The following is a 25,173-nucleotide window of genomic DNA, read 5'->3' as shown; positions in this document are numbered from 1 at the left end:
GGAGCGGCGGTGCGACGTCTCGACTTGACCCGCGATGCGGTGTTACAGACAACGCTGTTACCGATCCGTCATCACCACCATCACATGCGCATCCCCACCATCTTCGGTCTCCGACAGATAGATATGCCCGACATTGCTGTTGAAGTAGGCCGTCTCCTGGGGGCCGATACTCACCGCCTCACCGGTCTCGAATACGATGCGCACACGCCCGCTGAGCACCAGGGCAAATTCCTGCCCGGGGTGGCGGATGAATTCGTCGAACTGTTGCCGTTCGCGGGCGATGATCCGGGCGTACATCGGGGTCATCAGGCGCTGCGGGAATTCGCCGGCAATCGGGTGGTAGTCGTAGGTGCCGGTGCTGTAGCCGGGGGCGCTGGGCAGGGAGTTGACCACTACGGTGGTCGGCACTGGCACATCACTTACGCCTGAAGCGCGAAACAGCTGGGCGATATCCACCTGCAACGCCCGCGCCGCCGCCGCGAGTTTTTCGTAGCTCACCGAGACTTGCGCCAGTTCCATTTTCGACAGGGTCGAGACCGGTACTCCGGACAGCGCCGAGAGTTGCTTGAGCGTCAGTTGCTGGGCCTTGCGCACGCTGCGCAGGCGCGCGCCGACTTCGGCGCGGTCAATCAGCGGCAGCGCGCCAGGGCGGGTGTCGGCAGGGGAGCGGTCGGCACTCATCAAGCATCTCGGTCAGGCAAAACGGATGCGCATCTTACCGTGAGCGCTTGCATAATCCGAAATTCTCAGATATTAGAATTCTCACAAATGATAATTTCATCTCGCAGGTGATTGCATGGCTATGACACAGACCTTCGACATCGTGATCATCGGCGCCGGTATTGCCGGTGCTTCATTGGGCTATCGGCTGGCGCCAGGGCGCCAAGTGCTGATGCTTGAACGCGAAGCCCAGGCCGGCTACCACTCCACCGGGCGCTCGGCGGCGATGTTCATGGAGGCCTATGGCACCCCGCAGATCCAGGCGCTGACCCGCGCCAGCCGGGCCTTTTATGAGTCGCCGCCGCCGGGCTTCTGCGAGCATGCACTGCTCGAACCGCGGGGTTGTCTGTATGTGGCGACCCTGGAGCAACAGGCGCTGCTCGACAGCACCTATGCACAGAGCCAGGCCAACGGTACCGAAGTGACCTTGCTCGACCGCGACGGGGCGCTGGCGCTGGTGCCGAGCCTGCGCGCCGAGGTGGTGGCCGGCGCGGTACTCGAACCCGGCGCCATGGACCTGGATGTACACGCGCTGCACCAGGGCTTCTTGCGCGGTTACCGCCAGGCCGGCGGGCACTTGCACTGCAATGCCGAGGTGGTCGAGGGCAGTTACCACGAAGGTTACTGGCAGCTCGTGATGGCCGACGGCAGCTGCATTCAGGCGCGCCAGTTGGTCAACGCCGCTGGCGCTTGGGCCGATCACATCGCGGCGGTCTGCGGCGTACAGCCGGTCGGCCTGCAGCCGTGCCGGCGCTCTGCCTTTACCTTCGACGGCCCGCCAGACCAGGCCTTCAGCCGCTGGCCGGCAGTGATCGGCGTCGATGAGAGCTTTTATTTCAAACCCGATGCCGGGCAGTTGCTCGGCTCACCGGCCAACGCCGACCCGGTCGAGCCCCAGGACGTGATGCCCGAAGAGCTCGACGTCGCCATCGGTATCTACAACATCGAGGCCATCACCACCCTGGCGATTCGCCGCCCCAGTCATAGCTGGGCCGGGCTGCGATCGTTCGTTGCCGATGGCGACCTGGTGATTGGCCGCGATCCGCACAACCCGGCGTTTTTCTGGCTGGCGGCGCAAGGCGGTTATGGTATCCAGTCCGCCGCTGGCGCTTCGCAACTGGCCTGTGCGCTGTTGCTTGAGCAACCGTTACCGGCAACCCTGAGCGCCGAAGGGGTCGAGCCGCAACGCTTGTCCCCGGCGCGTTTTCGTTAATTCCCGAAGGAGATTTCCCATGAGTTCGACTATCGAGCGTATCCCCAGCCACCTGCCATATCCGTTTTCCAAAGCGGTCAAGGTCGGCGGTTTTCTGTTTCTTTCCGGGCAGATCCCCCTGCACGCCGACGGTGAAGTGGTGCGCGGCGACATTCAGGTTCAGACCCGGGCGGCGCTTGAGCGTATCGGTGAAACCCTGGCCGAGTGCGGCGTCGGTTTCGACCAGGTGGTGAAGGCCACCGTGTGGCTGTCCGACATGGCTCATTTCGCCGGTTTCAACGAGGTCTACAAAAGCTTCTTCGCCAACGGCTACCCGGTGCGTTCCACCGTCAGCGCCGGTCTGGCCCTGGGCGTGGATGTCGAGATCGAAGTGCAGGCCTGGCTCGGCAACGACTGAGTCAGCACGGCAACACTGGGTAAAAACAACAACAAAGGCCCCGCAGGGCCATCGATACCAGAGGGCTGAAAATGAAAGAGCAGCTGAAAATTGCAGGCGCCTTTATCGGCGTGATCGTCGGCGCAGGGTTCGCCTCGGGGCGGGAGCTGTTGCTGTTCTTTGTCGACTTCGGCCTCTGGGGCCTGCTTGGGGCGCTGGTCAGTGCGGCGTTGTTCACCTTTCTCGGCATGGCCCTGGCAAGGCTCGGCAATCGCTTGCAGGCGGCCTCGCACAAGGACGTGGTGTACGCCATCTGCGGGCGTTACCTGGGCTTGTTCGTCGATTTTCTGATCACCTTTTTCATGTTCGCCGTCACTGTGGTGATGCTTGCCGGCGGTGGGGCCTTGCTCGAGCAGCAGTTTGGCATTCCGGCGCTGGCCGGCAGTGTGCTGGTGACGGTGCTGGTGGTGGCGGTGGTGTGCCTGGATGTACAGAAGGTGATTCTGCTGATCGGTGCGGTGACGCCGTTCCTGATCCTGGTCGCCACGGCGATTGCCTTGTACGCGGTATTTACCCGCGAGCTGAGCTTTGCCCAGCTTGACCAGGTGGCCAGCCAGCAAGAGGCGGGCACCCGCCATTGGCTGCTCGGTGCGTTCCTGTATGTGTCGTACAACATCGTTGCCGGGGCGCCGATCCTGGCGATTCTCGGAGGTTCTGCGCGCCTGGAGAAAACCGCGATCTGGGGCGGGATTCTTGGCGGCGCGGCGTTGGGCGGGCTGATGCTGGTGATGAGCGCCGGGCTGTTGTCGCGCCTGGACAGTGTGGCCGAGCTGCCGATGCCGATGCTGTCGATTGCCAGCGAAATCTCCCCGGCACTGGGCGTGATCATGTGCGTGATCATCTTCGGCATGATCGTCAACACCGCCGTGGGCACGCTGTATTCGTTTCTGGCGCGGCTGTTGCCGGCCGGCACCCGCAGTTTTCGCCTGGGTTCGGTGGCGGCGGGGGGGGCGGCGTTTGTCTGCAGCCTGATCGGCTTTATCAGCCTGGTCGGCCAGGTCTATCCGTTCTTCGGTTACCTGGGTTTTGTGCTAATGCTGGCGGTTTTGATCGGCTGGCTGCGCCTGGGGCGGGCCAAGCAGGTGCTTGCGGTGTAGCGCGAGAGGATGAAAAAAGGGGCCGCAAGCGGCCCCTTTTGTTTTTCACAGCGGTCAGATCTTGAAGCTGTCGACCAGTTGCTTGAGGCGCCCGGCCTGTTGGGCCAGGGCATCGCAATGACGCAGGGTGTCATTGAGGTTGGCCACGCCTTGCTGGTTGAGCACGTTGATCTGGGTGATATCCAGGTTCAGGCTTTCCACCACGGCGGTCTGCTCTTCGGTCGCGGCGGCCACCGACTGGTTCATGCCGTCGATCTCGCCGATGCGCTGGGTCACGCTGCTCAGGCGCTCGCCGGCCTGGTTGGCAACCATCACGCTTTCTTCGCTGGAGACCTGGCTGGCGTTCATGTTGTGCACCGCCTCGCGCGAACCGACCTGCAGGGTGGTGATCATCTTGTGGATCTCTTCGGCCGACTCCTGGGTGCGGTGGGCCAGGTTGCGGACCTCGTCGGCCACCACGGCAAAACCACGCCCGGCTTCACCGGCACGGGCCGCTTCGATGGCGGCGTTGAGCGCCAGCAGGTTGGTCTGCTGGGAGATGCCCTTGATCACGTCGAGGATCTGGCCGATGTCGTCGGTGCTGGCGTTGAGGGTTTCGATCTGCTCGCACGATTCGCTGATCTTCTGCGACAGCGAGGTCATCGCCGAAATGGTTTCCTGCACCACCTGACGACCGTCGTTGGCCTGCTCGCTGGCGCCACTGGCGTGTTGCGAGGCATCGGCGGCGTTGCGGGCGATTTCCTGGGTGGCGGCGCCCAGTTCGTTGATCGCCGCAGCCACGCTGTTGGTGCGCATGCTTTGTTCTTCGGAGCCGATGATCGAGGCGTTGGAGGCGCTCATCACGCGCTCGGACAGGTCGTGGACCTGGCGAGTGGCCGAGGACACTTCGGCAATCGAGGCATGGATACGCTCGACGAACTGGTTGAAGGCACCGGCCAGTTCACCGAACTCGTCCTTGTTCTCTACCACCAGGCGGCGGGTCAGGTCGCCTTCACCCTGGGCGATGTCCTGCATGGCGCGGCCCATGGTGGTCAGCGGACGCATCAGCACCGGGATCAGCAGGCTCAGCAGGCCGGCGATGGTGGCCACGGCAATGAGCATGGCGATAATGGCCGAGGTACGGAACTGGCTCAGGCCGGCGTAGGCTTTGTCGCGATCGATCGACAGGCCGATGTACCAGTCAGCCGTCGGCAGGCCGCTGATCGGGGCGAAGGAGATGATCCGCTCCTGTTTGTTCAGGGTGACCTCGTGGGTGCCCGGGGCGATGTGCAGGTTGCTGCCCGGGTAAATGTCCTTGAGGTTCTTCATCACCTGGTCTTTGTCCGGGCTGACGATCACCTGGCCGTTACGGTCGACCAGAAATGCATGGCCGATACCGCCGAAGTCCACGGCGTTGATGATGTCCACCAGGGTCGCCAGGCTCAGGTCGCCACCGACCACGCCGAGCAGCTCGCCGCTGGTTTTGCTTTTCACCGGCATGCCGATGGTGACCACCAGGCCGCCGACCGCAGCCATGTATGGCGGGGTCAGCATGGTCTGGTTGGCAGCGACGGCCGCGGTGTACCACGGGCGCTGGCGCGGGTCGTAGCCGTCAGGCATCTTCGCGTCCGGGCGCTGGGTGAACACGCCGTTGGCCTGGCCAACGTAGGTGAACTGGAAGTTGTTGGTGTACGAAGGCTGGTCGACCAGGCCCGGCAGGTCGGCGTTGGCGCCTTGCTGGGCGACGTCCTGGGCGAGGTTTTCCAGGACCAGAATGCGCCCGCTCATCCAGTTCTGCACACTACTGGCAGCTAGTGCACCGGCCTGTTTGACCGACGAGTCGATGTTCTGTTTGATGGTGTTGCGTTGCAGGTAATCGTTGTAAAGGGTGAACAGTGCAAATGCCAGAACCACGACGCCGCAGGCGCACAGCAGGATCTTGTGGCGAAATTTCAGGTTCATGTTCCGAGACCTTGTGCCAGTAAAGAGGAGTGCCGAGCGGCGCTTTTGGCGTGTGCTCGTACCTATCCAGACGGGTATCGGCCGCAAAACTGAAAAATTGATAGGAGTTTTTGCCGCAGGGGCTGACAGGATTTTCCTACAGCCTGCTCTGGCGTGCGTGTTTCAGCCGGGCGCTTTATTGTACGGCCAATAAACGCACCAGCGCCTGTGCGGCTTTTTGCAGTGGCTGGTGCTGGCGCCAGAAGGCATGTACCGGCAACTGCAACTCGTTGCGGGTGTTGCTGAAGTCCAGGCGCACCAGGCGCCCGGCGCCGAGCAATGGTGCTACCCGCGACAACGGAAAGTCGCCCCAGCCAAGGCCGGCTTCGACCATTTCGATGGCCATGGCCAGGCTGTCGGTGCGCCAGTACGCCTTGCCGATCAGCGCGCGGGTGTCGCTCAGGGGCAGGTCGCGGCTGGCCACCAGGATCTGCCGGACGTTGGCCAGGTCTTCGAGGTAAACGATTTGCCGGGGGCGCTGTTGCAGGGCCGGGTGCTGCGGGCCGATACAGGCCACCAGCGACTCCATGCCGATGTTCTGAAAGCGCTGGCGGGCGTCCACCGACAGCCCGGCGAAGGCCAGGCACAGGCTGACGCGGCCGTCGTGCAGCAGTTGCAGGGCATCTTCCTGCGGTGCGCTCAGCACCTCGACATTCAGCAACGGGTGGCGCTCGCTGAGGGTTCTGATCGCCGCCAGCAGGCGGGTGTGGTCGATGTCCGGCACCACGCTGATGCTCAAGGTGCTTTCCAGCCCCTGGGACAGCTCCAGGGCATGCACCTGCAATTGCCCCAGTTGGTTGGCGATCATCCGTGCATGCGGCTCCAGGGCCTGGGCCATGGCGGTGGGGCGGGTTTCCCGGTGGGTGCGTTCGAACAGGCTGAAGCCCAGTTCCGCTTCCAGGTTGCCGATGGCCATGCTCACCGCCGACGGCACCCGTCCTAGAGCCCGGGCGGCAGCGGAAAACGAGCCGCGGTCGAGTACGGCGAGAAACAGTTCGATGTTGTCGCTGGAAAAGTTCATGGCAATCTCCTGTCAGATAATCTGATAGCTGCTGACTTTGGCTGTCAAGAATATTGACGCATGCTTGCCCGCCTCAGTTGCCCAAGAGGGCGACGTTTTACGGCAAAACCGAGGTTAGCAACGTGCAAGGTGTCAAACGCAAACTGGTCTACGTGACCGCCTATGAACTGATCGGACTGTGCATGTCGACCCTGGGCCTGGCCTACCTGGCCGACAGCGCGCCGAGCAATACCGGGCCGCTGGCGGTGATGATCACCACCATCGCCATGGCCTGGAACTTCATCTACAACACCCTGTTCGAGTACTGGGAAAGCCGCCAGGCCAAGCGTGGGCGCAGTGTTGGCCGGCGGCTGGTGCATGCCATCGGTTTTCAGCTGACCCTGGTGGTGTACTTGATCCCGCTGATTGCCTGGTGGCTGGACATGAGCCTGCTGGAGGCCTTTGTCGTCGACCTGGCGTTCATCATCCTGATCCCGTGCTACACCTTCATCTACAACTGGCTGTTTGACCGCATCTTCGGCCTGCCGACCTCGGCCCAGGCTCAGCCCGACAACCGCGTCGCCGCATAAGCCGCGCGTTTATTGGGCCGGCAGGGTGATCACCTGGGCTGCGGGTTGCGGCTCGCGCTCGGGGTCTTCGGCGGCCAGCAGGCTGTCTTCTATCTCACCCGACAGGTAGTAGACCCCGGCCATGGCGCCGGTCTTGCGGTTCTCCATCAATTCCCGCCATTCCTCGTTCAGCGCGACGTTGAGGATCACCCGCAGTTGCTCGATCATCGCCGGTTGTTCGCGGTTGTGGGTCATCACCCCGATGCCGGTGGCCGCCAGGGAAATCACCGTGCCCGCCGCACGCCCGACGGCTGCCGCCACGGCGCTGGCGATGCCCCGTGGCGCCAGGGTGGCGCCGAGCTTTTCACTGGCTTGCTGGGCGACCGATGACAGGCCGATGTCGGCGCGCTGGGTGCCGGCGCGCACGGCGCTGTGCAGGCGTTTGACCAGTGCGGCGTAGGCGGGTTGCTGTTCCAGCGGCTTGCTGAACAGCAATTGATGGAGCGAGGCATTGTTGTTGGCCGGGGGGCCGAGGCCGATGGCCTGGATTCGCGTCAGGTGCAGGTTGAACTGCTCCGGCGGCGCCCGGTAGCGCTGGGCAATCTGCTGCAGTTGCTGGCCAAGCAGCTGGATATACAGCTCCATGGCCCGGTCGCGAATGGCCTCGGGGTCGATCTCCTTGGCCACCGGGTCCAGCACCCGTTCGTGGTACTGCTCCTGCAGGTACTGGGCCAGGCGCTTTTCCGGGGTTTCGCTGCCGTCGCCACTGTTCATTTTGTACCAGGCCACTTTCATGGTCAGCCATTGCTGGGTCCAGTAGCCGGTGAACCAGGGGATGAACTCGCTTTCGGTGTACTGCTGCACGCGGTCTTTCCAGACCCGCATGGAGCGCCGGGCATAGTCGTTGACCGAACTGGTGGCCGCCAGCGAAGCGTCGATGATGTCGCGGTCGATCTGTTGCCAGGTCGCCGCATTGACCGGGATGGGCGGCGGCTCGCTGACCTTTTGCCGTGAGCCGCAGCCGCCCAGCGCCAGGAGCACGGCGAGCAGCAGGGCGATGAGCGGGGAACGCGGAATCAAAGCGCAGCCCCCCTGTGGTCAGGCAAGCTCGAATGGTGTGGTTACCTGAGTATAGGTGCCGTCACTCGCGCTGCTGTTCGGCCTCGGCCTCGTCCAGGGCCAGGAGGATATCGGCCCAGATCTCCTTGCAGAAAAACCACACCCAGGTGGCGTTCAACAGGCGGTCGATATGGCGCCGCCACCAGCTGTCGCGGCGTGCCTGGAGGGTTTCTTCGATCTCCTCCTGCAGCCAGGTCTCGTCGAAACCGGTCCAGACCGGCGGTACCGGCGTCATGATGTTGCCGTAGCAGGCGGGGGCGACTTCGCTGTAGAAGATTTCCTTGAGCAGCTCGCGGTCAAAACCCACCAGGTGGCGGGCGATCCACAGGTATTCGACGTGGGTGTCGACGAAGGCATCGGACATTGCTGCGCGCACTTGCTGGCGCTGCTGCGGTGTCATGTGCGGCGCAGGTGTCATCAGGGTGCCCTCCAAGGCGGTCATCGGTCCATCTGTTAGGAGCGGGCTTGACCCGCGATAGCGTCCTGTCGGCCACATCGTATCGCGGGGCAAGTCCCGCTCCCAGGCGAAAATGCTCAACCCTCCAGGTCGAGCTTGGCCTCGATATGATCCAGATGCTCATGCATCAACGCCAGCGCCGCCTCGCCATCGCCGTTCTCCAGCGCATCGATGATCGCCGCATGCTCCTGCCAGGCGCAATGGCTGCATGGTCGTGCTTCGTACTGGGCAATGATCAGCGAAGTCTGCGGTACCAGGCCGTTGAGAAAACGCGCCAGCGGCAGGTTGTCGGCCATGTCCGCAAGTTTGAGGTGAAACTCGCCGCCCAGGCGGATCGCCGTGCAGCGCTGGCCCTGTTCATGGTGCTGGCGCTCGCGGGCCACCAGTTCGCGCAACTGGCGGATCTTGGCCGGCCGTGCGCGTTTGGCCGCGAGGCTGATCAGGGTGGTTTCGGCCAGGCGCCGGGCGCTGAGGATCTGCCGTGCATGCTGCGGGTCAGGCGCAGCCAGGCGTGCGGTGTGGCTCGGGCGCTGGACGATCACCTGTTGGTCCGACAAACGCCCGAGCACCCGCCGGATCACCGTGCGGCTAACCCCGAAAGCATCGCCCAGGGCTTGCTCGGTCAGGGCGCTGCCAGGAGCCAGGCGCTGCTCGAGGATGGCATCGAACAGCCGTGGGTAGATCTGCTCGGCCGACAACCTGCGCTCACCCTGGGCAAGCAACGAGGGCAGGGCGGTGTCATGGGCGTGGGCGCTGGCGTTCATGGTCGCACTCCTGGGGTCAGTTGCCCGGATGATCGTCCGGGATGTTCAGTTCGATGCCCATGCGCCGGCCTTCCTGAAGGATATGGTGGCGCATCTGCGCGCTGGCCTGGGCGCTGTTCTTGTTGCGGATGGCGCGCACCACCGCTTCGTTTTCCTCAAGCCGCGCCGCCAGGTGCTCGGGCGAGTTGCGCAGCACTGCGGCGCTTTGCTTGAGGGCGTTGCTGGTCTGCTGCACCACGCTCTGGAAGATCGGGTTGGCGGTCAGGGTGAACAGCTCTTCGTGAAAGGCGATGTAGGCGTTGACCCCGGCTTCGCTGTCTTCGGCCTCGAGGGCTTCGCGCATGTCCATCAGGGTCAGGCGCAACTGACCGATTTCCTTGCTGCTGATCGACTGCGCCACCAGGCCGACGATAAACGGCTCGAGGGTGTAGCGCAGTTGCAGCACATCCTCGAGGCTGGCCTCGGCGACACCGCTCTGGGGCGAGGTGCTTTGCGCCGCATCGGCGTCCAGTACCAGCACGCCCTTGCCCGGCATCGAGCGCACCAGGCCGAGGGTTTCCAGCACGGTCACCGCTTCGCGCAGGCTTGGCCGGCTGATGCCCAGTTGCTCGGCCAGTTCGCGCTGGCCCGGCAGCATGTCGCCGGAGCGCCACTGGCCGCGGGCCAGGGCCTGGCGGAGTTTTTCCACCACTGAGTTGACGACGGTTGATGAAGTAATCATTGGTCACTCCATGAGAACACTTGCATGGTTTGCTCCTGTGGCCGGCAGTTTTGCTGCCGGCCCTGTTGCTCAGAACTCTTGTTGATGGGCGTTGGGGGTTTTGCGCTGGGCAAAGCCGAAGCCCTGTTTGCCCGACAGCACATTGTTGGCCCGTTCCATGTCGATATCGCCTTCCCAGCGACCGATGGCCACGGTGGCCACGCAGTTGCCGATCAGGTTGGTCAGCGCCCGGCCGATGCCCATGAACCAGTCCACCGCCAGCACCAGCACCAGGCCGACCACCGGGATCGCCGGAATCGCGGTGAGGGTCGCGGCAAGGATCACCAGCGCCGAACCCGGAATGCCGTGGGCGCCCTTGGAGGTAATCAGCGACACCAGCAGGATGGTCAGCAGGTCGGTCATCGCCAGCGGCGTGCCGGTGGCGTTGGCAATGAAGACGATGGCCAGGGTCAGGTAGATCGAGAAGCCGTCGAGGTTGAACGAGTAACCGGTAGGAATCACCAGGCCCACCGTCGAGCTGCCGATGCCCAGGTGCTCGAGCTTACGCATGATCTGTGGCAGCACGGCGTCGGAAGAAGCGGTGCCGAGGACGATGGTCAGCTCTTCGCGCAGGTACTTGATGAACGGCAGGATCTTCAGCCCCGACAGGCGCATCACGGTGCCCAGGATCAACAGCACGAAACCGGCGCAGGTCAGGTAGAACAAGGCCACCAGGCCGCCCAGGTGCTGCAGCGATTCCAGGCCATATTTGCTGGTGGTGAAGGCGATGGCACCGAACACGCCGATCGGCGCCAGGCGCACGATCATGCCCATGATGCGGAAGATGATGTGGCTCAGTTCGTTGATCAGCCGCGAAATACCCGAGGCCGCTTCACCGACCAGGTTCAGGGCGCTGCCGAACAGCACTGAAAACAGCAGGACCTGGAGGATGTTGTTGTCGGCAAAGGCGCCGACCACCGAGGTCGGGATCAGGTCCATGAGGAACGCTGCAGTGCCATGGATGTGCTGGCCGCGTTCGGCCAGGTTGCTGGCTTCGCTGCTGGCCAGTTGGTCCAGATGAATGTTGGCGCCGCTGCCAATGCCCGAGGTAAAGGCGAACACCAGGCCGATCACCAGGGCGATGGTGGTCAGGATTTCGAAGTAGATCACCGATTTCAGGCCGATGCGCCCGACCTTCTTCAGGTCGCCAGCACCGGAGATGCCGCTGACCACCACGCAGAACACGATCAGCCCGATCAACATCTTGATCAGCTTGATGAAGCCGTCACCGAGGGGTTTGAGTTGCAGGGAAACTTCAGGAAAGCTCAGGCCGCAGGCTATGCCTAGCACAAGGCCCAACACCACTTGGAGGAAGATCGAACGCGAGCACCATTTGAGCATGGGAGGGATCTCTGGTCGGTGTCCCTGCTTCGATGCCACGGCGGGCGAAAGAGCGGAGGACTTAATTATTGTGGTCTTACCGGTATGTCCAGTGCGTGGGCAGTGTAGGCGCGATTTTTTTGGGTTTGCAAGGGGTTTTCGGCTGAGCGGGCAAGAATTGGCTTTACCGGTCTGACCAGTTGCGGTGCAATAGCCAGGCAAAAAAAAGCGGCAGGGTCGACCTGCCGCTTTTCGGGGTTGCCGCCACTAAGGCTTGGACAAGGCCAGGTCTACCGCTGCGATCAGCTTTCCCAGGTCTTGGGAGGGCGTTTTGTGAATGACGCCGAAGAGGTAGGCACGCTGCTCGTCTTCGTCGTTCTCTTCGGCGAAGAAGGCTTTGAGTTTGATCCCCAGCACTTCGGAAAAGCTCGACAGGGCTTCCACGCTGGGAGTGTAGGTGCCGGTTTCGAAGCGACTGATGGTCTTGGGGTCAAAACCGGTTTTCTCGCCAAGTTCAGCCTGAGTGAGCCCGGCTACCTTGCGGTAACGTCTGATGGCCGAACCCAAACTTGAAATTGTCATCGCTTAATTCCCATTTAGAATCAAGAACTTAACGATATCTATCGGCAAGAGGCAACGCCACAATTCATCACCTTTGTTTGCATAATGTGATGTAATTCGTAGAATTGATCGTTTGGACAGGTCAAAAGCCATCGAGTTTCAACCGCGCTGACCCAGCTGAGACTATTCAGCAAAGCACCCCGGTAGAAGGCTGATCTCGGTGTCGGACGAATGGTTTGGGCGCTGCGCAGGACAACCTGGCAGACCCCTGCAAATGGAGTTTTATCGTGCGTCTCAACATGCCGGTTACCTCGGTCGAACAGACTTTCGGCGAGGATCAACGGCTTATTTCCGCCACCGACACTGCCAGCAATATTACCTACTGCAACGCCGAATTCGCCGCCATGAGCGGGTTCAGCCAGGCCGAGCTGATCGGTAGCCCGCACAACCTGGTGCGCCATCCGGACATGCCGCCAGCGGTGTTTGCCCTGATGTGGCAGTACCTCAAGGCCGGCCAGAGCTGGATGGGCATCGTCAAGAACCGCTGCAAGAACGGCAACTTCTATTGGGTCAGCGCCTATGTCACGCCGATTCTCGAGGACGGCCGCCTGGTCGGCTATGAGTCGGTGCGGGTCAAGCCCACTCGCGAGCAGGTGCGCCGTGCCGAAGCACTGTATGCACGCTTGCGCGAGGGCAAGCCGGCAGTGGCGAGCGGGCGCCGGCTGGCTCAGCTCGGCCAGGTGATGGGCCTGCCCCTGGCTGCAGGCGCGCTGGCGGTGGCGGCCAACCAGGTGCTGCCGGGCTGGCCGGGCCAGGGGATCACCCTGGGCCTGTTCGCGCTGCTCGGCCTGTGGGCGCATGGCCGTCTGGGTCGTCAGTTGGGGCAGATCGTCGGGTGTTCGACGCACACCTTTGCCGACCAGATCAGCGCCCTGACCTACAGCGACCTACTGGGCCCGGCGGCGCAGTTGCAGATGATTTTGATCAGCGAAGAAGCGCGGCTGAAAACCGCGCTCACCCGCCTGAGCGACCTGGCCACACAAATGGCCGAAGCCGCCAGCGACTCCAGCCGTTTGTCGCGCAACACTGAAACGGCACTGCTGGAGCAGCGCGGCGAAACCGACATGACCGCCACCGCCATGACTGAAATGGCCGCCTCCATCGGCGAGGTGGCCGAGCATGTGCAGCAGACCGCCGTGCAGGCGCAGACCGCCAACCAGTTGGCCGAGCAGGGCAGCCAGGTCGCCGGCACCAGTCGCGAGGCCATCCAGTTGCTGGCCACTACCGTCAGCCAGATCAACCAGGCGGTCACCCACCTGGCCGGGCAGACCCAGGACATCATGCTCGCCGCTGAAGTGATTCGCGCGATTGCCGAACAGACCAACCTGCTGGCGCTCAACGCCGCCATCGAAGCGGCCCGCGCCGGCGAGCAGGGCCGTGGCTTTGCCGTGGTCGCCGATGAGGTTCGCGCCTTGGCGGCCAAGACCCGGCACTCGACCGTGCAGATCCAGGGCATCATCGAGAACCTGCGCAGCGGCGCCGACGAGGCGGTGAGCATCGCCAGCCTCGGTATCAACGAGGCCGAGCAGGGCGTGGCCCAGGTGCTGGAGGCGCAGCGTGCCTTGCAGGGTATTCGCGCCGCGGTCGAACGCATCAGCGACATGAGCCAGCAGATGGCCGCCGCCTCGCAAGAGCAATCCTCGGTGGCCGAAGACGTGTCCGAGCAGATCAACAAGGTTGCCAGCACCGTGCAGGCCACCGCGCTCAACGCCAATGCTGCAGCCAGCCGCGGCGCCGAACTGGAAAGCATTTCTTCGGGCCTGCGGGCCCTGGTCGAGCGTTTCAATCGCTAGCCACCAGGGTGCAGAGGAATTCATGGACGATAACTACCGCGCGGCAGTCGATGCCGCTGCGATCTTTTCCGAAACCGACCTGAGCGGCCGGATCACCTACGTCAACGAGCAGTTCTGCAGCATCTCCGGCTACAGCCGCGAGGAACTGCTGGGCGCCAACCACCGGATCCTCAACTCCGGCCTGCACGGGCCGGAGTTCTTCATCGGCATGTGGCGCGCACTGGTTGCCGGGCGGGTGTGGAAGGGCGAGATCTGCAACCGCGCCAAGGACGGTTCGCTGTACTGGGTCGACAGCACCATGGTGCCGTTGATCGACCCGGCCACGGGCAAGGTGCGCAAGTACGTTTCGATCCGCTTTGACGTCACCGAAAAACGCCAGCTGCTGCATACCCTGCAATGGCGGGTCGGCCACGACGTGCTCACCGGCCTGCCCAATCGGGCCTACCTGTCCGACCTGCTTAACCAGGCCCTGGAGTTCTCGCGCAACGAGGACATTCCGCTGGCGGTGTGCATGCTCGACCTGGACGGCTTCAAGGCGGTCAACGATGGCTACGGGCATGCCAGCGGCGATCTGCTGCTGGTCGAAGTGGCCACCCGGCTCAAGGGCATCCTGCGTGGCGGCGATGCCGTGGCGCGCTTGTCGGGCGACGAGTTCGTGCTGATTCTGCGCCACGTGCAAGACCCCACCCACTTGCAGGCGGCGCTCGACCGGGTGCTGACCGCGATCGCCGCGCCATACCGGATTCGCGAGCAGGAGATTCGCGTCAGCGCCAGCATCGGCGTGACCCTGTTCCCCCAGGACAACGAAGACACCGACACCCTGGTGCGCCACGCCGACCAGGCCCTGTACGTGGCCAAGCAGAGCGGGCGCAACCGCTTTCACCTGTTCGACGTGTCGCTGGACCAGGAGGTCAAGGCCACCCACCAGACCGTGGCGCGCCTGCGCCAGGCCTTGCACCAGGGTGAGCTGTGCCTGCATTACCAACCCAAGGTCAACATGCACAGCGGCGTGGTGATCGGCTTCGAGGCGCTGCTGCGCTGGCAGCACCCGGGCAAGGGCCTGGTACTGCCCGCCGATTTTCTGCCGCAAGTCGAACAGACCGACTTGATCGTCGAGATTGGCGAGTGGGTGATCGACCAGGCCATGAGCCAGATGCAAAGCTGGCAGGCGCTGGACCATCAGTGGCCGGTCAGCGTCAACATCGCTGCCCGCCATGTGCAGCGTGACGACTTTGTCGAGCGCCTGCAGTTGCTGCTCGGGCGTCATCCGGACGTGGCGCCGGCGATGCTCGACCTGGAGATCGTCGAGTCGGTGGCGATCGAAAACATCCAGCGCGTCAGCCAGTGCCTGGAGGCCTGCCAGCGTTTGGGCGTGCAGTTCTCCCTGGATGATTTCGGCACCGGCTATTCGTCGCTCAGCTACCTCAAGCGCCTGCCGACGCGGACCATCAAGATCGACAAATCGTTCGTGCGCGACATCCTCCACGACCACGACGACCTGGCCCTGACCCGCGCCGTCATCGGCCTGGCCCGGGCCTTTGGCCGCCAGGTAATCGCCGAAGGCCTGGAGACGGTAGAGCATGGCCAACTGCTGATGGGCCTGGGTTGCGACATCGCCCAGGGCTACTGCATCGCAAGGCCGATGCCGGCCGAGCAGGTGATCGGCTGGGTTGCCGGTTACCAGCAGCCAGCGCAGTGGAAAGTCCTGTAGGGGCGGGCCTTCTGTGGGAGCGGGCCTTGCCCCGCGATCGAGCGCGCAGCGCTCGCAATCCAGGCGACGCTGGGCTCTCTAGTACTTCCCCAACTGTACCAAGCCGGCACCCAGCATCAACCAGATGCCCCCTACTACCGTCAGCCAGCAAGACACCTTCATTCGGCGTTGCAGGTAGGCTGGAAGCTCGAGAGTTTCTTGCGCTTCAAGCACCCTCCTGCCAATACCGATGCTCGACCAAGCTAGCGCGCCACTGATAGATGCAACTACCAGGGTGCGTGGCATAATGCCCCTGCGTCCCCATAGCTGAATTTGTTGCTCCAGCCCGCGATTGTTCTGTAGCGCTGCACACATCACCTCAAAATGTCGTGAGCAGGCGATATGCACGTCGATGGCAACGCCGGATAACGCGATAACGAAAGGCGCCAGGCCGAATCCGATCTGGGCGTGAAGGGGCCAGGTGTTGATATCTATCATCGCTGTGCCTCGTAAATGCTTTCCCCGACCCGCTCTCCAAAACCTGCAACTCCGCCACCCCCAGCAAGCGAGCCAGATCCGACCATCACAACAGCACAAACAGCTGCGCCAACGGGTCCAAAGCTGCGGCATACCACGATGGCCGCTCTGTTTCCGAGGAGCGCTCCTACGGCTCCTCCTGCGAGCCCACCCGAGAAGCTACCGGTTTCTGTAAACCGGATTTTTCTGCATTCCTCATTTTCGCCAGCCCGGCACGCTGTCCGGACCTTTAACCAAGAAGCAGTTCCACCCAGTCCAACTCCAACGTACCCACCATACTTGAGATACTTGGCCGTCCTTGCCACCTGTTCCAAATGAGTTGCATAGCCAGGAATCTGTCCAGCCCCACCCGCGCGGTTCCAGTGGTGGACCAGACTGCGGGTGGAAATTCCCAGGCTCTTACGTAAGGTCTCGTGGTTGCCAAGGCTGAGATGTTTCTTAAGGAAGATACTCGTCAGTTGTGCATCAAGCTGTTGGAAGAGTGCGCGTCGGGCATTGAAGAACGCAGGACTGTTCAACCTGCCACTGCGATTGAACTCATGCTGGTGCAGTTGTTCGATACTGCGCAATGTGCTTTCGATCTGCCTCAAACCCTTGTCCAGCATATCTTTGCCAATCCCCATCGACAGGCTTGCTGTGCCCAGCATGCTGGCGATTTCCGGTAGGTTGCGCATCATGAAATCAGCTTCTTGCGCAGTGAGCGTGGCCAGGCTTGTGCGTACCTGGGTTGCGGCATTCATCAGTTCGGCCTCTTCGCGAGTACAGGCATTGTCGATGTCCGGATCGCCAATAATGAAGATTTCGCCCGCCTTGAAGCCGCTGGCAAAGGTTGGGTTGAGTCGCTGCAACCGGGCAGTCAAGTGCGGTTCATGCTCACTGGAAAGTTGAGCCAGCACCTGTGCACCGGACATGCTGCGCGGCACGATGTAGAAGCCCGGCTGCAACGTACCGCTTGTGGCGGTCATTACAGGAACAGGGGTGAAAAGCGAGGGTGCCATCCTTGTCATGCGCGGGCTCCTTGGGCAATTGAGACCCGGAACCTAGCACCGGCAATCCAAGCCTGGCGCCCCGCTGGGCGGAATAGGAAACTTCCCACAAATTTCTATGCACTGCCCCGGTGGGAGCGGGCCTTGCCCCGCGATCGAGCGCGTGGCGCTCGCTATCCAGGCCCCGCCGCATCGCGTTATTTACGCATTCTTTATGCCCGCCCCTGGCTCTCGATCTCGCCCCTTTACAGCCTCTCTACCGACAATGATCGTCAGCGGCACGTGCCGTAAGGACGGAGAGTTTTCATGAGCATTCTGGACGGGGTGTCACTGCTGCTGGCAGTGGCCTTGATGATCTACCTGCTGGTCGCGCTGCTGCGCGCCGATCGGGGTTAGGAGCGACCATGCACAGTTACGATTACGCGTTGCTGCTGGCGTTCTTTGCGCTGGTACTGCTCCCGGCACCCTTGCTCGGGCGTTTCTATTTCAAGGTGATGGAGGGGCAGCGCACCTGGCTGTCGCCGCTGCTGGGGCCGGTCGAGCGTGGCTGCTACCGGCTCGCCGGGGTCGATGCCAGCAAGGAGCAGAGCTGGCAGCAGTACACCCTGGCCTTGCTGGCCTTCAACCTCGCAGGCTTTTTGCTGGTGTTCGCCGTACTGCTGTTGCAGGGCTACCTGCCGCTCAACCCGCAGCACCTGGCGGGGCAGGAGTGGTCGCTGGCGTTCAATACCGCCGTGAGCTTCGTCACCAACACCAACTGGCAGTCCTATAGCGGCGAAGCCTCGGTCAGTTACCTGAGCCAGATGCTCGGCCTGACCGTGCAGAACTTCGTCAGCGCCGCCACCGGCCTCGCCGTGCTGGTTGCCTTGTGCCGTGGTATCGCCCGCCGTTCGGCACAGACCCTGGGCAACTTCTGGATCGACATGACCCGCGCCACGCTCTACGGCCTGCTGCCGCTGTGCCTGGTGCTGGCCTTGCTGCTGGTGTGGCAGGGCGTGCCGCAGACCTTCGCCGATTATGTTCATGCCCTGACCCTGCAAGGCGCCGACCAGACCATCCCGCTGGGCCCGGCTGCCAGCCAGATCGCGATCAAGCAACTGGGCACCAACGGCGGTGGCTTTTTCGGCGTCAACTCGGCGCACCCGTTCGAGAACCCGACGGCCTGGAGCAACCTGTTCGAGGTGGCCTCGATCATTCTCATTCCGGTGGCCCTGGTGTTCACCTTCGGCCATTACGTCAAGGACATGCGCCAGAGCCGGGCGATCATCGCCGGCATGCTCGCGCTGTTCCTGATCGGCGGCGGCACCGCGCTGTGGAGCGAGTACCAGGCCAACCCGAACCTGAGCAGCCCGCTGGTTGAACAGACCGCGCCGCTCGAAGGCAAGGAAAGCCGTTTCGGCACCACCGCCAGCGTGCTCTGGACGGTGACCACCACCGCCGCTTCCAACGGCTCGGTGAACAACATGCACGACAGCCTCAACCCGCTCAGCGGCATGGTCGCGCTGGTCAACATGATGGTCGGCGAGGTGATCTTCGGCGGCGTCGGCGCCGGGCTCTACGGCATGCTGCTCAACGTGCTGATCGCGGTGTTCCTCGCCGGCCTGATGATCGGCCGCACCCCGGAATACCTGGGCAAGAAACTGCAGGCGCGGGAAGTGCAGTTGCTGGTGGCGACCCTGCTGGTAATGCCGGTCGGCGTGCTGGTGCTCGGCGCCCTGGCGGCCAGTTTGCCCGGCCCTGCGGCGGCGATCAGCAACCCCGGTGCCCACGGCTTCAGCCAGTTGCTGTACGCCTACACCTCGGCCAGCGCCAACAACGGTTCGGCCTTTGCCGGCCTGGGTGCCAACACCACCTTCCACAACCTGATGATCGGCCTGGGCATGCTGATTGGCCGCTTCGGCTACATCCTGCCGGTGCTGGCCCTGGCTGGCAGCCTGGCACTGAAAAAATCCGCACCGGTGGGGCAGAACAGCTTCCCGACCCACGGCCCGCTGTTCGTCACCTTGCTGGTGGTGACCATCCTGTTGGTCGGTGGCCTGACCTTCCTGCCGGCCCTGGCCCTGGGGCCGGTGACCGAATACCTGAGCCTGGGCTTGTGAGGAACAACTGATGAACATGCCGATTCCTGAAGTAAAGGCGCAGGCCCCCGAGGCTGCGCGCACTACCTTTGCCGCCCTGTGGCGCCCGGCGCTGGTGCAGGCCTTCGTCAAGCTCGACCCGCGCCAGCTCAAGCGCTCGCCGGTGATGCTGGTGGTGGAACTGACCGCGATCTTCACCACCTTGCTGTGCTTCGTGCCCGACAGCCGCGTGCCGACCGCCGTGGCGGTGCAGATCGCCCTGTGGCTGTGGTTCACGGTGCTGTTTGCCAACTTCGCCGAAGCCCTCGCCGAGGGCCGCGGCAAGGCCCGCGCCGATAGTCTCAAGGCCGGCAGCCAAGGGCTCAGTGCCCGCCGCCGGACGGCTTCGGGCAGCTTCGAGATTGTCCCGGCTACCAGCCTGCGCAAGGGCGATGTGGTCAAGGTCTCGGCCGGGGAGATGATCCCTGGCGACGGCGAGGTGCTCGAAGGTATCGCCGCAGTCAACGAGGCGGCGATTACCGGTGAGTCTGCGCCGGTGATCCGCGAGTCCGGCGGTGATCGTTCGGCGGTGACCGGCAACACCCGGTTGGTCTCCGACTGGCTGCTGATCAGCATCACCAGCAACCCCGGCGAGTCGACCCTGGACCGCATGATCGCCCTGGTCGAAGGCGCCAAGCGGCAGAAGACCCCCAACGAAATCGCCCTGGATATTCTGCTGATCGGCCTGACCCTGATCTTCCTGGTGGTGGTAGTGACCCTGCAACCGTTTGCCCATTTCGCCGGGGGCAGCATCCCTCTGGTGTTCCTCGTGGCGCTGCTGGTCACGCTGATCCCGACCACCATCGGCGGCCTGCTGTCGGCCATCGGCATCGCCGGCATGGACCGCCTTGTGCGCCTGAACGTCATCGCCCGTTCCGGCCGTGCGGTAGAAGCGGCAGGCGACGTGCATGTGCTGATGCTCGACAAGACCGGCACCATCACCTTCGGCAACCGCCGCTGCAGCGCCCTGCATGCTGCGCCCGGCGTCACCGCCCGCGAGCTTGGCGAGGGCGCCTTGCTGGCGTCGCTGGCCGACGACACCGCCGAAGGTAAATCGATTGTCGAATACCTGCGCCAGTTGCACGACTTCAACGAACCCAACACCGAGCAGTTCACGCCTGTAGCCTTCAGCGCCGAAACCCGGCTGTCCGGCATCGACTACCAGCAGCGTCGCTACCGCAAGGGCGCGGTGGACTCGGTGCTGGCCTTCGTCGCCATGCAACGCCTGGAAATGCCCGCGCCCTTGGCCCGCGAAGTGGACAAGATCGCCCAGAGCGGCGGCACGCCCTTGCTGGTCTGCGCCGACAAGCGCCTGCTAGGGGTGATTCACCTCAAGGACGTGGTCAAGCCGGGCATCCGCGAGCGCTTTGCCGAACTGCGCAAGCTGGGTATTCGCACGGTGATGGTCACCGGTGACAACCCGCTGACCGCCGCCGCGATTGCCGCCGAAGCCGGGGTCGATGACGTGCTCGCCGAAGCCACCCCGGAGAAGAAACTGGCGCGCATTCGCCAGGAGCAAAACGACGGCCGCCTGGTGGCGATGTGCGGCGACGGCGCCAACGACGCCCCGGCGCTGGCCCAGGCCGATGTCGGCATGGCCATGAACGACGGCACCCAGGCCGCGCGCGAGGCGGCCAACATGGTCGACCTCGACAGCGACCCGACCAAGCTGCTGGATGTGGTCCAGGTCGGCAAGGAGCTGCTGGTGACCCGCGGCGCGCTGACCACCTTCTCGATTGCCAACGATGTGGCCAAGTACTTCGCCATCCTCCCGGCGCTGTTCGCGGCGATCTACCCGCAACTGGGCGTGCTCAACCTGATGCACCTGAGCAGCCCGCAAAGCGCGATCCTCTCGGCGATCGTCTTCAACGCCCTGATCATCGTCGTGCTGATCCCCCTGGCCCTGCGCGGGGTGCGGGTACAGGCGGCCAGCGCCGCCCACCTGCTGCGCCGCAACCTGCTGATCTATGGCCTGGGCGGGCTGATCGTGCCGTTCGCCGGGATCAAGCTGATCGACCTGTTGCTCACCGCCCTGAAGCTGGTCTGAACCAAGGAGATGACCATGACTAACCCTATTCGTCCGGCCCTGAGCCTGATCCTGTTGATGACCCTGATTACCGGCGCGGTGTACCCGCTGGTGGTCACCGGGGTGGCGCAGCTGGCCTTTCCCGAGCAGGCCAATGGCAGCCTGCTGCGCGACGGCCAGGGCCAGGTGCGTGGCTCGCAGTTGATCGCGCAACGCTTCGAGGGTGACGCCTGGTTCCAGTCGCGGCCGTCGGCCGGTGACTACGCCACGGTATCGAGCAGCGCCAGCAACCTGGCGCCGAGCAACCCGGCGCTGGCCGAGCGGGTCAAGAGCAGCGCCGCGCAGTTGTATATCGAAGCGCAGGGGCCGGTGCCGCTGGCCTTGCTGACCACCTCCGGCAGCGGCCTGGACCCGCACCTGTCGCCGGCGGCGGTGGCTTACCAGCTGCCGCGGGTGGCGGCGGCGCGCAAGGTTGCCCCCGAGGCCTTGCAAGTACTGGTCGAGCAGTCCACCCTGCACCCCTTGATCGGCCCGCCGGTGGTCAATGTACTGGCCCTGAACAGCGCCCTTGAGCAGCTGTCGCCGGCGTCGAAATAAGGACAGGCAGTGAGCATGAGCAATTCCGAACGCGCTGATGCGTTGTTGGCCGGGCTGCCGCGCGAAGGGCGCGGCCGGCTCAAGGTATTTCTGGGTGCGGCACCGGGGGTAGGCAAGACCTACGCCATGCTCCAGGCCGCCCATGCCCAGCTGCGCCAGGGCGTGGCGCTGCTGGCGGCGGTGGTCGAAACCCATGGCCGCGCCGAGACCGAGGCGCTGCTCGGCGGCTTGCCCCAGCAGCCGCTGCTACGCAGCGAATACCGCGGCATGCTGCTGGAAGAAATGGACCTCGACGGCCTGCTCAAGGCCCGTCCGCAACTGGTGCTGGTCGACGAGCTGGCCCACAGCAACGCCCCCGGCAGCCGCCATGCCAAGCGCTGGCAGGATGTCCAGGAACTGCTGGCCGCCGGCATCGACGTCTACACCACGGTCAACGTCCAGCACCTGGAAAGCCTCAACGACCAGGTGCGTGGCATTACCGGTGTGCAGGTGCGCGAAACCCTGCCCGACTGGGTGCTGCAGGAAGCCTTCGAGCTGGTGCTGATCGACCTGCCGCCGCGCGAACTGCTCGAGCGCCTGCGCGAGGGCAAGGTCTACGTGCCGGAGCAGGCACGGGCGGCGATCGATGCATTCTTCACCCAGACCAACCTTACCGCCTTGCGCGAGCTGGCCATGCAAACCGCTGCGGCCCAGGTCGATGCCGACCTGGCCCACGATTACCGCCAGCTTGGCCAGGATGCGCCGGCCTTGCGCGGGCGTTTGCTGGTTGGCGTCGATGGCGATGCCCAGGCCGAACGCCTGGTGCGTCACGCCAGCCGGGTGGCGCAGCGGCGTCATCTGCCGTGGACCCTGGTGCACGTCGACAACGGCCGGCTACGTGACGAAACCGCGCGCCAGCGCTTGCAGGCGGCCCAGCAACTGGCCGAACGGCTGGGCGGCGAAGTGGTGCTGCTGCGCGCCGGCGAGGTGGCCAAGACCCTGATCCAGCATGCCCTGGAACGCCGCGCCAGCCTGGTGCTGGTCGGCCAGTCGCGCGATCGCCTGCGCCGGCGGTTGTTCGGCGCTGGCGTGGCGACGCGCTTGCTGCGCGATGCCCACGGCCTGGAAATCAACGTGCTCGACCGCGACACTCAGCCCGAGCCGCCCAGTGCAGCGGCGAAAAAGGTCTGGGTCTGGCGTCATTACCTGTTGGCCTTCGCCGCCACGGTCCTGGCCACCGGCCTGGCCTGGGCGGTGGCCAGCGTGCTGGCGCTGCCGAACATTTCGCTGGTGTTCCTCGCGGCGGTGTTGCTGGTGGCGGTGCGCAGCAGCCTGGGCCCGGCATTGGCCTGTGCAGTGATGTCGTTCCTGGCCTACGATTTTTTGTTCATCCCGCCGAATTTCTCCTTCAGCATCCAGCGTGAAGAAGACGTACTGACCTCGCTGTTCTTCCTGTTGATGGCGGCGCTTACCGGCAACCTGGCGGCGCGCCAGCGCCGGCAATTGCAGGCTTTGCGCGAAACCCAGGAGCAGACCAGCCAGTTGCTCGACCTGTCGCGCAAGCTCACCGCTGCCACCGATCGCCAGGCGGTATTCACCGCCGCCGGCCAGCACCTCGATGGCTGGCAGGACCTGCAGGTGTGCCTGCTCGAGCGCGACGCCGAAGGCCGTCTGCAGGTGGCCAGCGGCGGCAACCTGCAGTTCAGCGACAACGAGCGTGCCGCCGCCGACTGGGCCTGGCAGCACGACCAGGCCGCGGGTCTGGGCAGCGATACCCTGCCTAACGGTCGTTGGTGGTGGTGGCCGCTGTCGGTGGACGATGCGCGTCTGGCGCTGCTCGGCGTGCGCCCGCACAAGGGCGAGCAACTCACCGCTCAGCATCGGCGCCTGCTCAAGGCCCTGAGCCAGCCGCTGGCCCAGGCCCTGGCGCGGGCGCGCTTGGCCGAGCAGCTGGAATCGGCGCGTTTGCACGGCGAAACCGAGCAACTGCGCAGCGCCTTGCTGGCCTCGGTGTCCCACGACCTGCGCACGCCGCTGACCGCCATGCGCGGCAGCATCGACAGCCTGCTGGCCCTCGGCGAGGCGATCCCCAAGGCCGACCGCCAGGAACTGCTTGAAGGCACCCGCAATGAAGCCGAGCGCCTGGATCGCTATATCCAGAACTTGCTCGACATGACCCGCCTGGGCCATGGCGGCCTCAAGCTTGCGCGCGACTGGGTGGCGCCCAGCGACATCGTCGGCAGCGCCCTGAACCGCCTGCGGGTGGTGCTGGCGCCGTTGCAGCTGCGCACCGAAGTGCCGGCCGACCTGCCGCTGTTGTTCGTGCACGCGGCGTTGATCGAGCAGGCGCTGATCAATGTGCTGGAGAATGCCGCGCGCTTTTCGCCGGCGGCTGGCCGCCTGGACCTGCAGGTCAGCGTCGACGGCGAGTTGCTGTGCTGTGCCGTCAGTGATGAAGGCCCGGGCATTCCCGAAGCCGACCGCGAGCGGATTTTCGACATGTTCTATACCGCCGCGCGTGGTGATCGAGGCGGGCAGGGCACGGGGCTGGGCCTGGCTATCTGCCAGGGCATGATCGGCGCCCACGGTGGGCACATCCGCGTCGCTGACGGTATCGATGGCAAGGGCACCTGCATCACTCTATGCTTGCCGCTGCCGACCCAACCCGAGCCTGAAAGCGAAGCCCCATGAGCCAGAGCGCGACCCTGCTGGTCATCGATGACGAACCGCAAATCCGTAAATTCCTGCGTATCAGCCTGAGCTCCCAGGGCTACAAGGTAGTGGAAGCCGGCAGCGGCGCCGAGGGCCTGACCCAGGCGGCACTGGCGCGCCCGGACCTGGTGGTGCTTGACCTGGGCCTGCCGGACATGGACGGCCAGCAGGTGCTGCGTGAATTGCGCGAGTGGAGCGCGGTGCCGGTGCTGGTGCTGTCGGTGCGTGCCAGTGAAGTCCAGAAGGTCGAAGCCCTGGACAACGGCGCCAACGACTACGTCACCAAGCCCTTTGGCATTCAGGAATTCCTCGCTCGCGTACGCGCCTTGCTGCGCCAGGCGCCGCAGGCATCAGCCAGCGCCTCGGCGCTGAGCTTCGGGCCGTTGACCGTCGACCTGGCGTTTCGCAAGGTGACCCTGGACGGCGTCGAGGTGGCGCTGACGCGCAAGGAATATGCACTGCTGGCGCAGCTCGCCAGCCATCCCGGGCGGGTGATTACCCAGCAGCAACTGCTCAAGGACATCTGGGGGCCGACTCATGTCGACGACAGCCATTACCTGCGCATCGTCGTCGCCCATGTGCGCCAGAAGCTTGGCGATGACCCGACGGCGCCGCGGTTCATCGTGACTGAGCCCGGGGTGGGGTACAGGCTGATCGGACCGGAGTAGGGCCAAGCCCGC

General features: G+C 64.1%; 23 protein-coding genes and 2 pseudogenes. 13 read left to right on the top strand and 12 right to left on the bottom strand.

Annotation, left to right across the window (positions count from 1 at the left end; translation table 11 throughout):
• Positions 1-57 precede the first annotated feature (57 nt).
• Positions 58-681: a helix-turn-helix domain-containing protein gene (locus ACZ9A3_RS14875; RefSeq protein WP_045194826.1), complete on the bottom strand. Its 624-nt coding sequence runs from the start codon at positions 679-681 to the stop codon at positions 58-60.
• A gap of 121 nt (positions 682-802) precedes the next feature.
• Between ACZ9A3_RS14875 and ACZ9A3_RS14870 the strand changes: the two genes are divergently transcribed.
• The 3 genes from ACZ9A3_RS14870 to ACZ9A3_RS14860 all read left to right on the top strand — a co-directional run bounded on the left by ACZ9A3_RS14870 (position 803) and on the right by ACZ9A3_RS14860 (position 3,466).
• Entirely contained in the window at positions 803-1,933 is a 1,131-nt protein-coding gene (locus ACZ9A3_RS14870; protein WP_258717209.1) for an NAD(P)/FAD-dependent oxidoreductase, read from the top strand.
• A gap of 19 nt (positions 1,934-1,952) precedes the next feature.
• Complete coding sequence (locus ACZ9A3_RS14865; RefSeq protein ID WP_213603747.1) at positions 1,953-2,330, top strand: RidA family protein; 378 nt, start codon at positions 1,953-1,955, stop codon at positions 2,328-2,330.
• A gap of 71 nt (positions 2,331-2,401) precedes the next feature.
• Positions 2,402-3,466 (top strand): YkvI family membrane protein, encoded by a 1,065-nt coding sequence (locus ACZ9A3_RS14860; protein WP_476252862.1) that lies wholly within the window; start codon positions 2,402-2,404, stop codon positions 3,464-3,466.
• Positions 3,467-3,520: 54 nt separating this feature from the next.
• On the opposite strand, the gene ACZ9A3_RS14855 is transcribed toward ACZ9A3_RS14860, so the two are convergent.
• The 3 genes and pseudogenes from ACZ9A3_RS14855 to ACZ9A3_RS14845 all read right to left on the bottom strand — a co-directional run bounded on the left by ACZ9A3_RS14855 (position 3,521) and on the right by ACZ9A3_RS14845 (position 6,467).
• Entirely contained in the window at positions 3,521-4,261 is a 741-nt protein-coding gene (locus ACZ9A3_RS14855) for a methyl-accepting chemotaxis protein (RefSeq protein WP_408980598.1), read from the bottom strand.
• A gap of 162 nt (positions 4,262-4,423) precedes the next feature.
• Positions 4,424-5,407 (bottom strand): annotated as a pseudogene (locus tag ACZ9A3_RS14850) (cache domain-containing protein); the annotation flags it as partial.
• Between the two features lie 175 nt (positions 5,408-5,582).
• A complete protein-coding gene (locus tag ACZ9A3_RS14845) occupies positions 5,583-6,467 on the bottom strand; it encodes a LysR family transcriptional regulator (protein WP_476252861.1) in 885 nt (294 codons plus the stop codon).
• Between the two features lie 122 nt (positions 6,468-6,589).
• Between ACZ9A3_RS14845 and ACZ9A3_RS14840 the strand changes: the two genes are divergently transcribed.
• Positions 6,590-7,036: a PACE efflux transporter gene (locus ACZ9A3_RS14840; RefSeq protein ID WP_476252860.1), complete on the top strand. Its 447-nt coding sequence runs from the start codon at positions 6,590-6,592 to the stop codon at positions 7,034-7,036.
• Positions 7,037-7,045: 9 nt separating this feature from the next.
• Here the strand turns inward: ACZ9A3_RS14840 and ACZ9A3_RS14835 are convergent, their stop codons facing one another.
• From ACZ9A3_RS14835 to ACZ9A3_RS14810, 6 genes are all read right to left on the bottom strand, one after another.
• On the bottom strand, positions 7,046-8,092 hold the full coding sequence (locus ACZ9A3_RS14835; RefSeq protein WP_476253337.1) for a hypothetical protein: 1,047 nt from the start codon (positions 8,090-8,092) through the stop codon (positions 7,046-7,048).
• A 64-nt stretch (positions 8,093-8,156) separates the two neighbouring features.
• Positions 8,157-8,576 carry a DUF7079 family protein gene (locus ACZ9A3_RS14830; protein ID WP_082075396.1) on the bottom strand — a complete coding sequence of 140 codons (420 nt, stop codon included), beginning with the start codon at positions 8,574-8,576 and terminating at the stop codon, positions 8,157-8,159.
• 92 nt (positions 8,577-8,668) lie between these two features.
• Positions 8,669-9,355 (bottom strand): GntR family transcriptional regulator, encoded by a 687-nt coding sequence (locus ACZ9A3_RS14825; protein ID WP_045194811.1) that lies wholly within the window; start codon positions 9,353-9,355, stop codon positions 8,669-8,671.
• A 16-nt stretch (positions 9,356-9,371) separates the two neighbouring features.
• Complete coding sequence (locus ACZ9A3_RS14820) at positions 9,372-10,076, bottom strand: FadR/GntR family transcriptional regulator (RefSeq protein WP_045194809.1); 705 nt, start codon at positions 10,074-10,076, stop codon at positions 9,372-9,374.
• A 69-nt stretch (positions 10,077-10,145) separates the two neighbouring features.
• The gene (locus ACZ9A3_RS14815; protein ID WP_093380948.1) at positions 10,146-11,456 is read right to left on the bottom strand and encodes a C4-dicarboxylate transporter DctA; all 1,311 of its coding nucleotides are present in this window, start codon (positions 11,454-11,456) and stop codon (positions 10,146-10,148) included.
• 246 nt (positions 11,457-11,702) lie between these two features.
• Positions 11,703-12,017 carry a helix-turn-helix domain-containing protein gene (locus ACZ9A3_RS14810; protein ID WP_045194806.1) on the bottom strand — a complete coding sequence of 105 codons (315 nt, stop codon included), beginning with the start codon at positions 12,015-12,017 and terminating at the stop codon, positions 11,703-11,705.
• Positions 12,018-12,295: 278 nt separating this feature from the next.
• On the opposite strand from ACZ9A3_RS14810, the pseudogene ACZ9A3_RS14805 reads away from it, so the two are divergent.
• From ACZ9A3_RS14805 to ACZ9A3_RS14795, 3 genes and pseudogenes are all read left to right on the top strand, one after another.
• A pseudogene (locus ACZ9A3_RS14805) lies at positions 12,296-12,565 on the top strand (PAS domain-containing protein); the annotation flags it as partial.
• 174 nt (positions 12,566-12,739) lie between these two features.
• Entirely contained in the window at positions 12,740-13,849 is a 1,110-nt protein-coding gene (locus tag ACZ9A3_RS14800; protein WP_476253336.1) for a methyl-accepting chemotaxis protein, read from the top strand.
• Between the two features lie 22 nt (positions 13,850-13,871).
• On the top strand, positions 13,872-15,560 hold the full coding sequence (locus ACZ9A3_RS14795) for a putative bifunctional diguanylate cyclase/phosphodiesterase (protein ID WP_476252859.1): 1,689 nt from the start codon (positions 13,872-13,874) through the stop codon (positions 15,558-15,560).
• A 78-nt stretch (positions 15,561-15,638) separates the two neighbouring features.
• On the opposite strand, the gene ACZ9A3_RS14790 is transcribed toward ACZ9A3_RS14795, so the two are convergent.
• Positions 15,639-16,037: a hypothetical protein gene (locus ACZ9A3_RS14790; protein ID WP_476252858.1), complete on the bottom strand. Its 399-nt coding sequence runs from the start codon at positions 16,035-16,037 to the stop codon at positions 15,639-15,641.
• Positions 16,034-17,083, bottom strand: a complete 1,050-nt coding sequence (locus ACZ9A3_RS14785) for a hypothetical protein (RefSeq protein ID WP_476252857.1) — start codon at positions 17,081-17,083, stop codon at positions 16,034-16,036. The genes ACZ9A3_RS14790 and ACZ9A3_RS14785 overlap by 4 nt, the downstream gene beginning before the upstream one ends.
• A gap of 285 nt (positions 17,084-17,368) precedes the next feature.
• On the opposite strand from ACZ9A3_RS14785, the gene kdpF reads away from it, so the two are divergent.
• From kdpF to ACZ9A3_RS14755, 6 genes are read left to right on the top strand one after another with little or no spacing between them, the layout of a single operon-like run.
• Entirely contained in the window at positions 17,369-17,458 is a 90-nt protein-coding gene (gene kdpF, locus ACZ9A3_RS14780; RefSeq protein WP_036996387.1) for a K(+)-transporting ATPase subunit F, read from the top strand.
• A gap of 8 nt (positions 17,459-17,466) precedes the next feature.
• Entirely contained in the window at positions 17,467-19,161 is a 1,695-nt protein-coding gene (kdpA, locus tag ACZ9A3_RS14775) for a potassium-transporting ATPase subunit KdpA (protein ID WP_476252856.1), read from the top strand.
• Between the two features lie 10 nt (positions 19,162-19,171).
• The gene (kdpB, locus tag ACZ9A3_RS14770; protein ID WP_476252855.1) at positions 19,172-21,226 is read left to right on the top strand and encodes a potassium-transporting ATPase subunit KdpB; all 2,055 of its coding nucleotides are present in this window, start codon (positions 19,172-19,174) and stop codon (positions 21,224-21,226) included.
• A 15-nt stretch (positions 21,227-21,241) separates the two neighbouring features.
• Positions 21,242-21,802 (top strand): potassium-transporting ATPase subunit KdpC, encoded by a 561-nt coding sequence (kdpC, locus tag ACZ9A3_RS14765; RefSeq protein ID WP_093380956.1) that lies wholly within the window; start codon positions 21,242-21,244, stop codon positions 21,800-21,802.
• A gap of 15 nt (positions 21,803-21,817) precedes the next feature.
• Positions 21,818-24,472 carry a DUF4118 domain-containing protein gene (locus ACZ9A3_RS14760; protein ID WP_476252854.1) on the top strand — a complete coding sequence of 885 codons (2,655 nt, stop codon included), beginning with the start codon at positions 21,818-21,820 and terminating at the stop codon, positions 24,470-24,472.
• Complete coding sequence (locus ACZ9A3_RS14755; protein ID WP_213603759.1) at positions 24,469-25,161, top strand: response regulator; 693 nt, start codon at positions 24,469-24,471, stop codon at positions 25,159-25,161. The genes ACZ9A3_RS14760 and ACZ9A3_RS14755 overlap by 4 nt, the downstream gene beginning before the upstream one ends.
• The last annotated feature ends 12 nt before the right edge of the window (positions 25,162-25,173 follow it).

It is taken from the genome of Pseudomonas sp. TE4620 (assembly GCF_056279045.1).
The sequence above is the reverse complement of the archived record's forward strand: the minus strand, read 5'-3'. Positions and strand labels throughout refer to the sequence as shown.

What these genes read in the sequence shown, in the direction of transcription:
- ACZ9A3_RS14875 (WP_045194826.1), bottom strand. Translation starts at nt 681, where the DNA reads ATGAGTGCCGACCGCTCCCCTGCCGACACCCGCCCTGGCGCGCTGCCG.
- ACZ9A3_RS14870 (WP_258717209.1), top strand. Translation starts at nt 803, where the DNA reads ATGACACAGACCTTCGACATCGTGATCATCGGCGCCGGTATTGCCGGT.
- ACZ9A3_RS14865 (WP_213603747.1), top strand. Translation starts at nt 1,953, where the DNA reads ATGAGTTCGACTATCGAGCGTATCCCCAGCCACCTGCCATATCCGTTT.
- ACZ9A3_RS14860 (WP_476252862.1), top strand. Translation starts at nt 2,402, where the DNA reads ATGAAAGAGCAGCTGAAAATTGCAGGCGCCTTTATCGGCGTGATCGTC.
- ACZ9A3_RS14855 (WP_408980598.1), bottom strand. Translation starts at nt 4,261, where the DNA reads ATGCGCACCAACAGCGTGGCTGCGGCGATCAACGAACTGGGCGCCGCC.
- ACZ9A3_RS14845 (WP_476252861.1), bottom strand. Translation starts at nt 6,467, where the DNA reads ATGAACTTTTCCAGCGACAACATCGAACTGTTTCTCGCCGTACTCGAC.
- ACZ9A3_RS14830 (WP_082075396.1), bottom strand. Translation starts at nt 8,576, where the DNA reads ATGACCGCCTTGGAGGGCACCCTGATGACACCTGCGCCGCACATGACA.
- ACZ9A3_RS14825 (WP_045194811.1), bottom strand. Translation starts at nt 9,355, where the DNA reads ATGAACGCCAGCGCCCACGCCCATGACACCGCCCTGCCCTCGTTGCTT.
- ACZ9A3_RS14820 (WP_045194809.1), bottom strand. Translation starts at nt 10,076, where the DNA reads ATGATTACTTCATCAACCGTCGTCAACTCAGTGGTGGAAAAACTCCGC.
- ACZ9A3_RS14815 (WP_093380948.1), bottom strand. Translation starts at nt 11,456, where the DNA reads ATGCTCAAATGGTGCTCGCGTTCGATCTTCCTCCAAGTGGTGTTGGGC.
- ACZ9A3_RS14810 (WP_045194806.1), bottom strand. Translation starts at nt 12,017, where the DNA reads ATGACAATTTCAAGTTTGGGTTCGGCCATCAGACGTTACCGCAAGGTA.
- ACZ9A3_RS14800 (WP_476253336.1), top strand. Translation starts at nt 12,740, where the DNA reads ATGGGCCTGCCCCTGGCTGCAGGCGCGCTGGCGGTGGCGGCCAACCAG.
- ACZ9A3_RS14795 (WP_476252859.1), top strand. Translation starts at nt 13,872, where the DNA reads ATGGACGATAACTACCGCGCGGCAGTCGATGCCGCTGCGATCTTTTCC.
- ACZ9A3_RS14790 (WP_476252858.1), bottom strand. Translation starts at nt 16,037, where the DNA reads ATGATAGATATCAACACCTGGCCCCTTCACGCCCAGATCGGATTCGGC.
- ACZ9A3_RS14785 (WP_476252857.1), bottom strand. Translation starts at nt 17,083, where the DNA reads ATGACAAGGATGGCACCCTCGCTTTTCACCCCTGTTCCTGTAATGACC.
- kdpF (WP_036996387.1), top strand. Translation starts at nt 17,369, where the DNA reads ATGAGCATTCTGGACGGGGTGTCACTGCTGCTGGCAGTGGCCTTGATG.
- kdpA (WP_476252856.1), top strand. Translation starts at nt 17,467, where the DNA reads ATGCACAGTTACGATTACGCGTTGCTGCTGGCGTTCTTTGCGCTGGTA.
- kdpB (WP_476252855.1), top strand. Translation starts at nt 19,172, where the DNA reads ATGAACATGCCGATTCCTGAAGTAAAGGCGCAGGCCCCCGAGGCTGCG.
- kdpC (WP_093380956.1), top strand. Translation starts at nt 21,242, where the DNA reads ATGACTAACCCTATTCGTCCGGCCCTGAGCCTGATCCTGTTGATGACC.
- ACZ9A3_RS14760 (WP_476252854.1), top strand. Translation starts at nt 21,818, where the DNA reads ATGAGCAATTCCGAACGCGCTGATGCGTTGTTGGCCGGGCTGCCGCGC.
- ACZ9A3_RS14755 (WP_213603759.1), top strand. Translation starts at nt 24,469, where the DNA reads ATGAGCCAGAGCGCGACCCTGCTGGTCATCGATGACGAACCGCAAATC.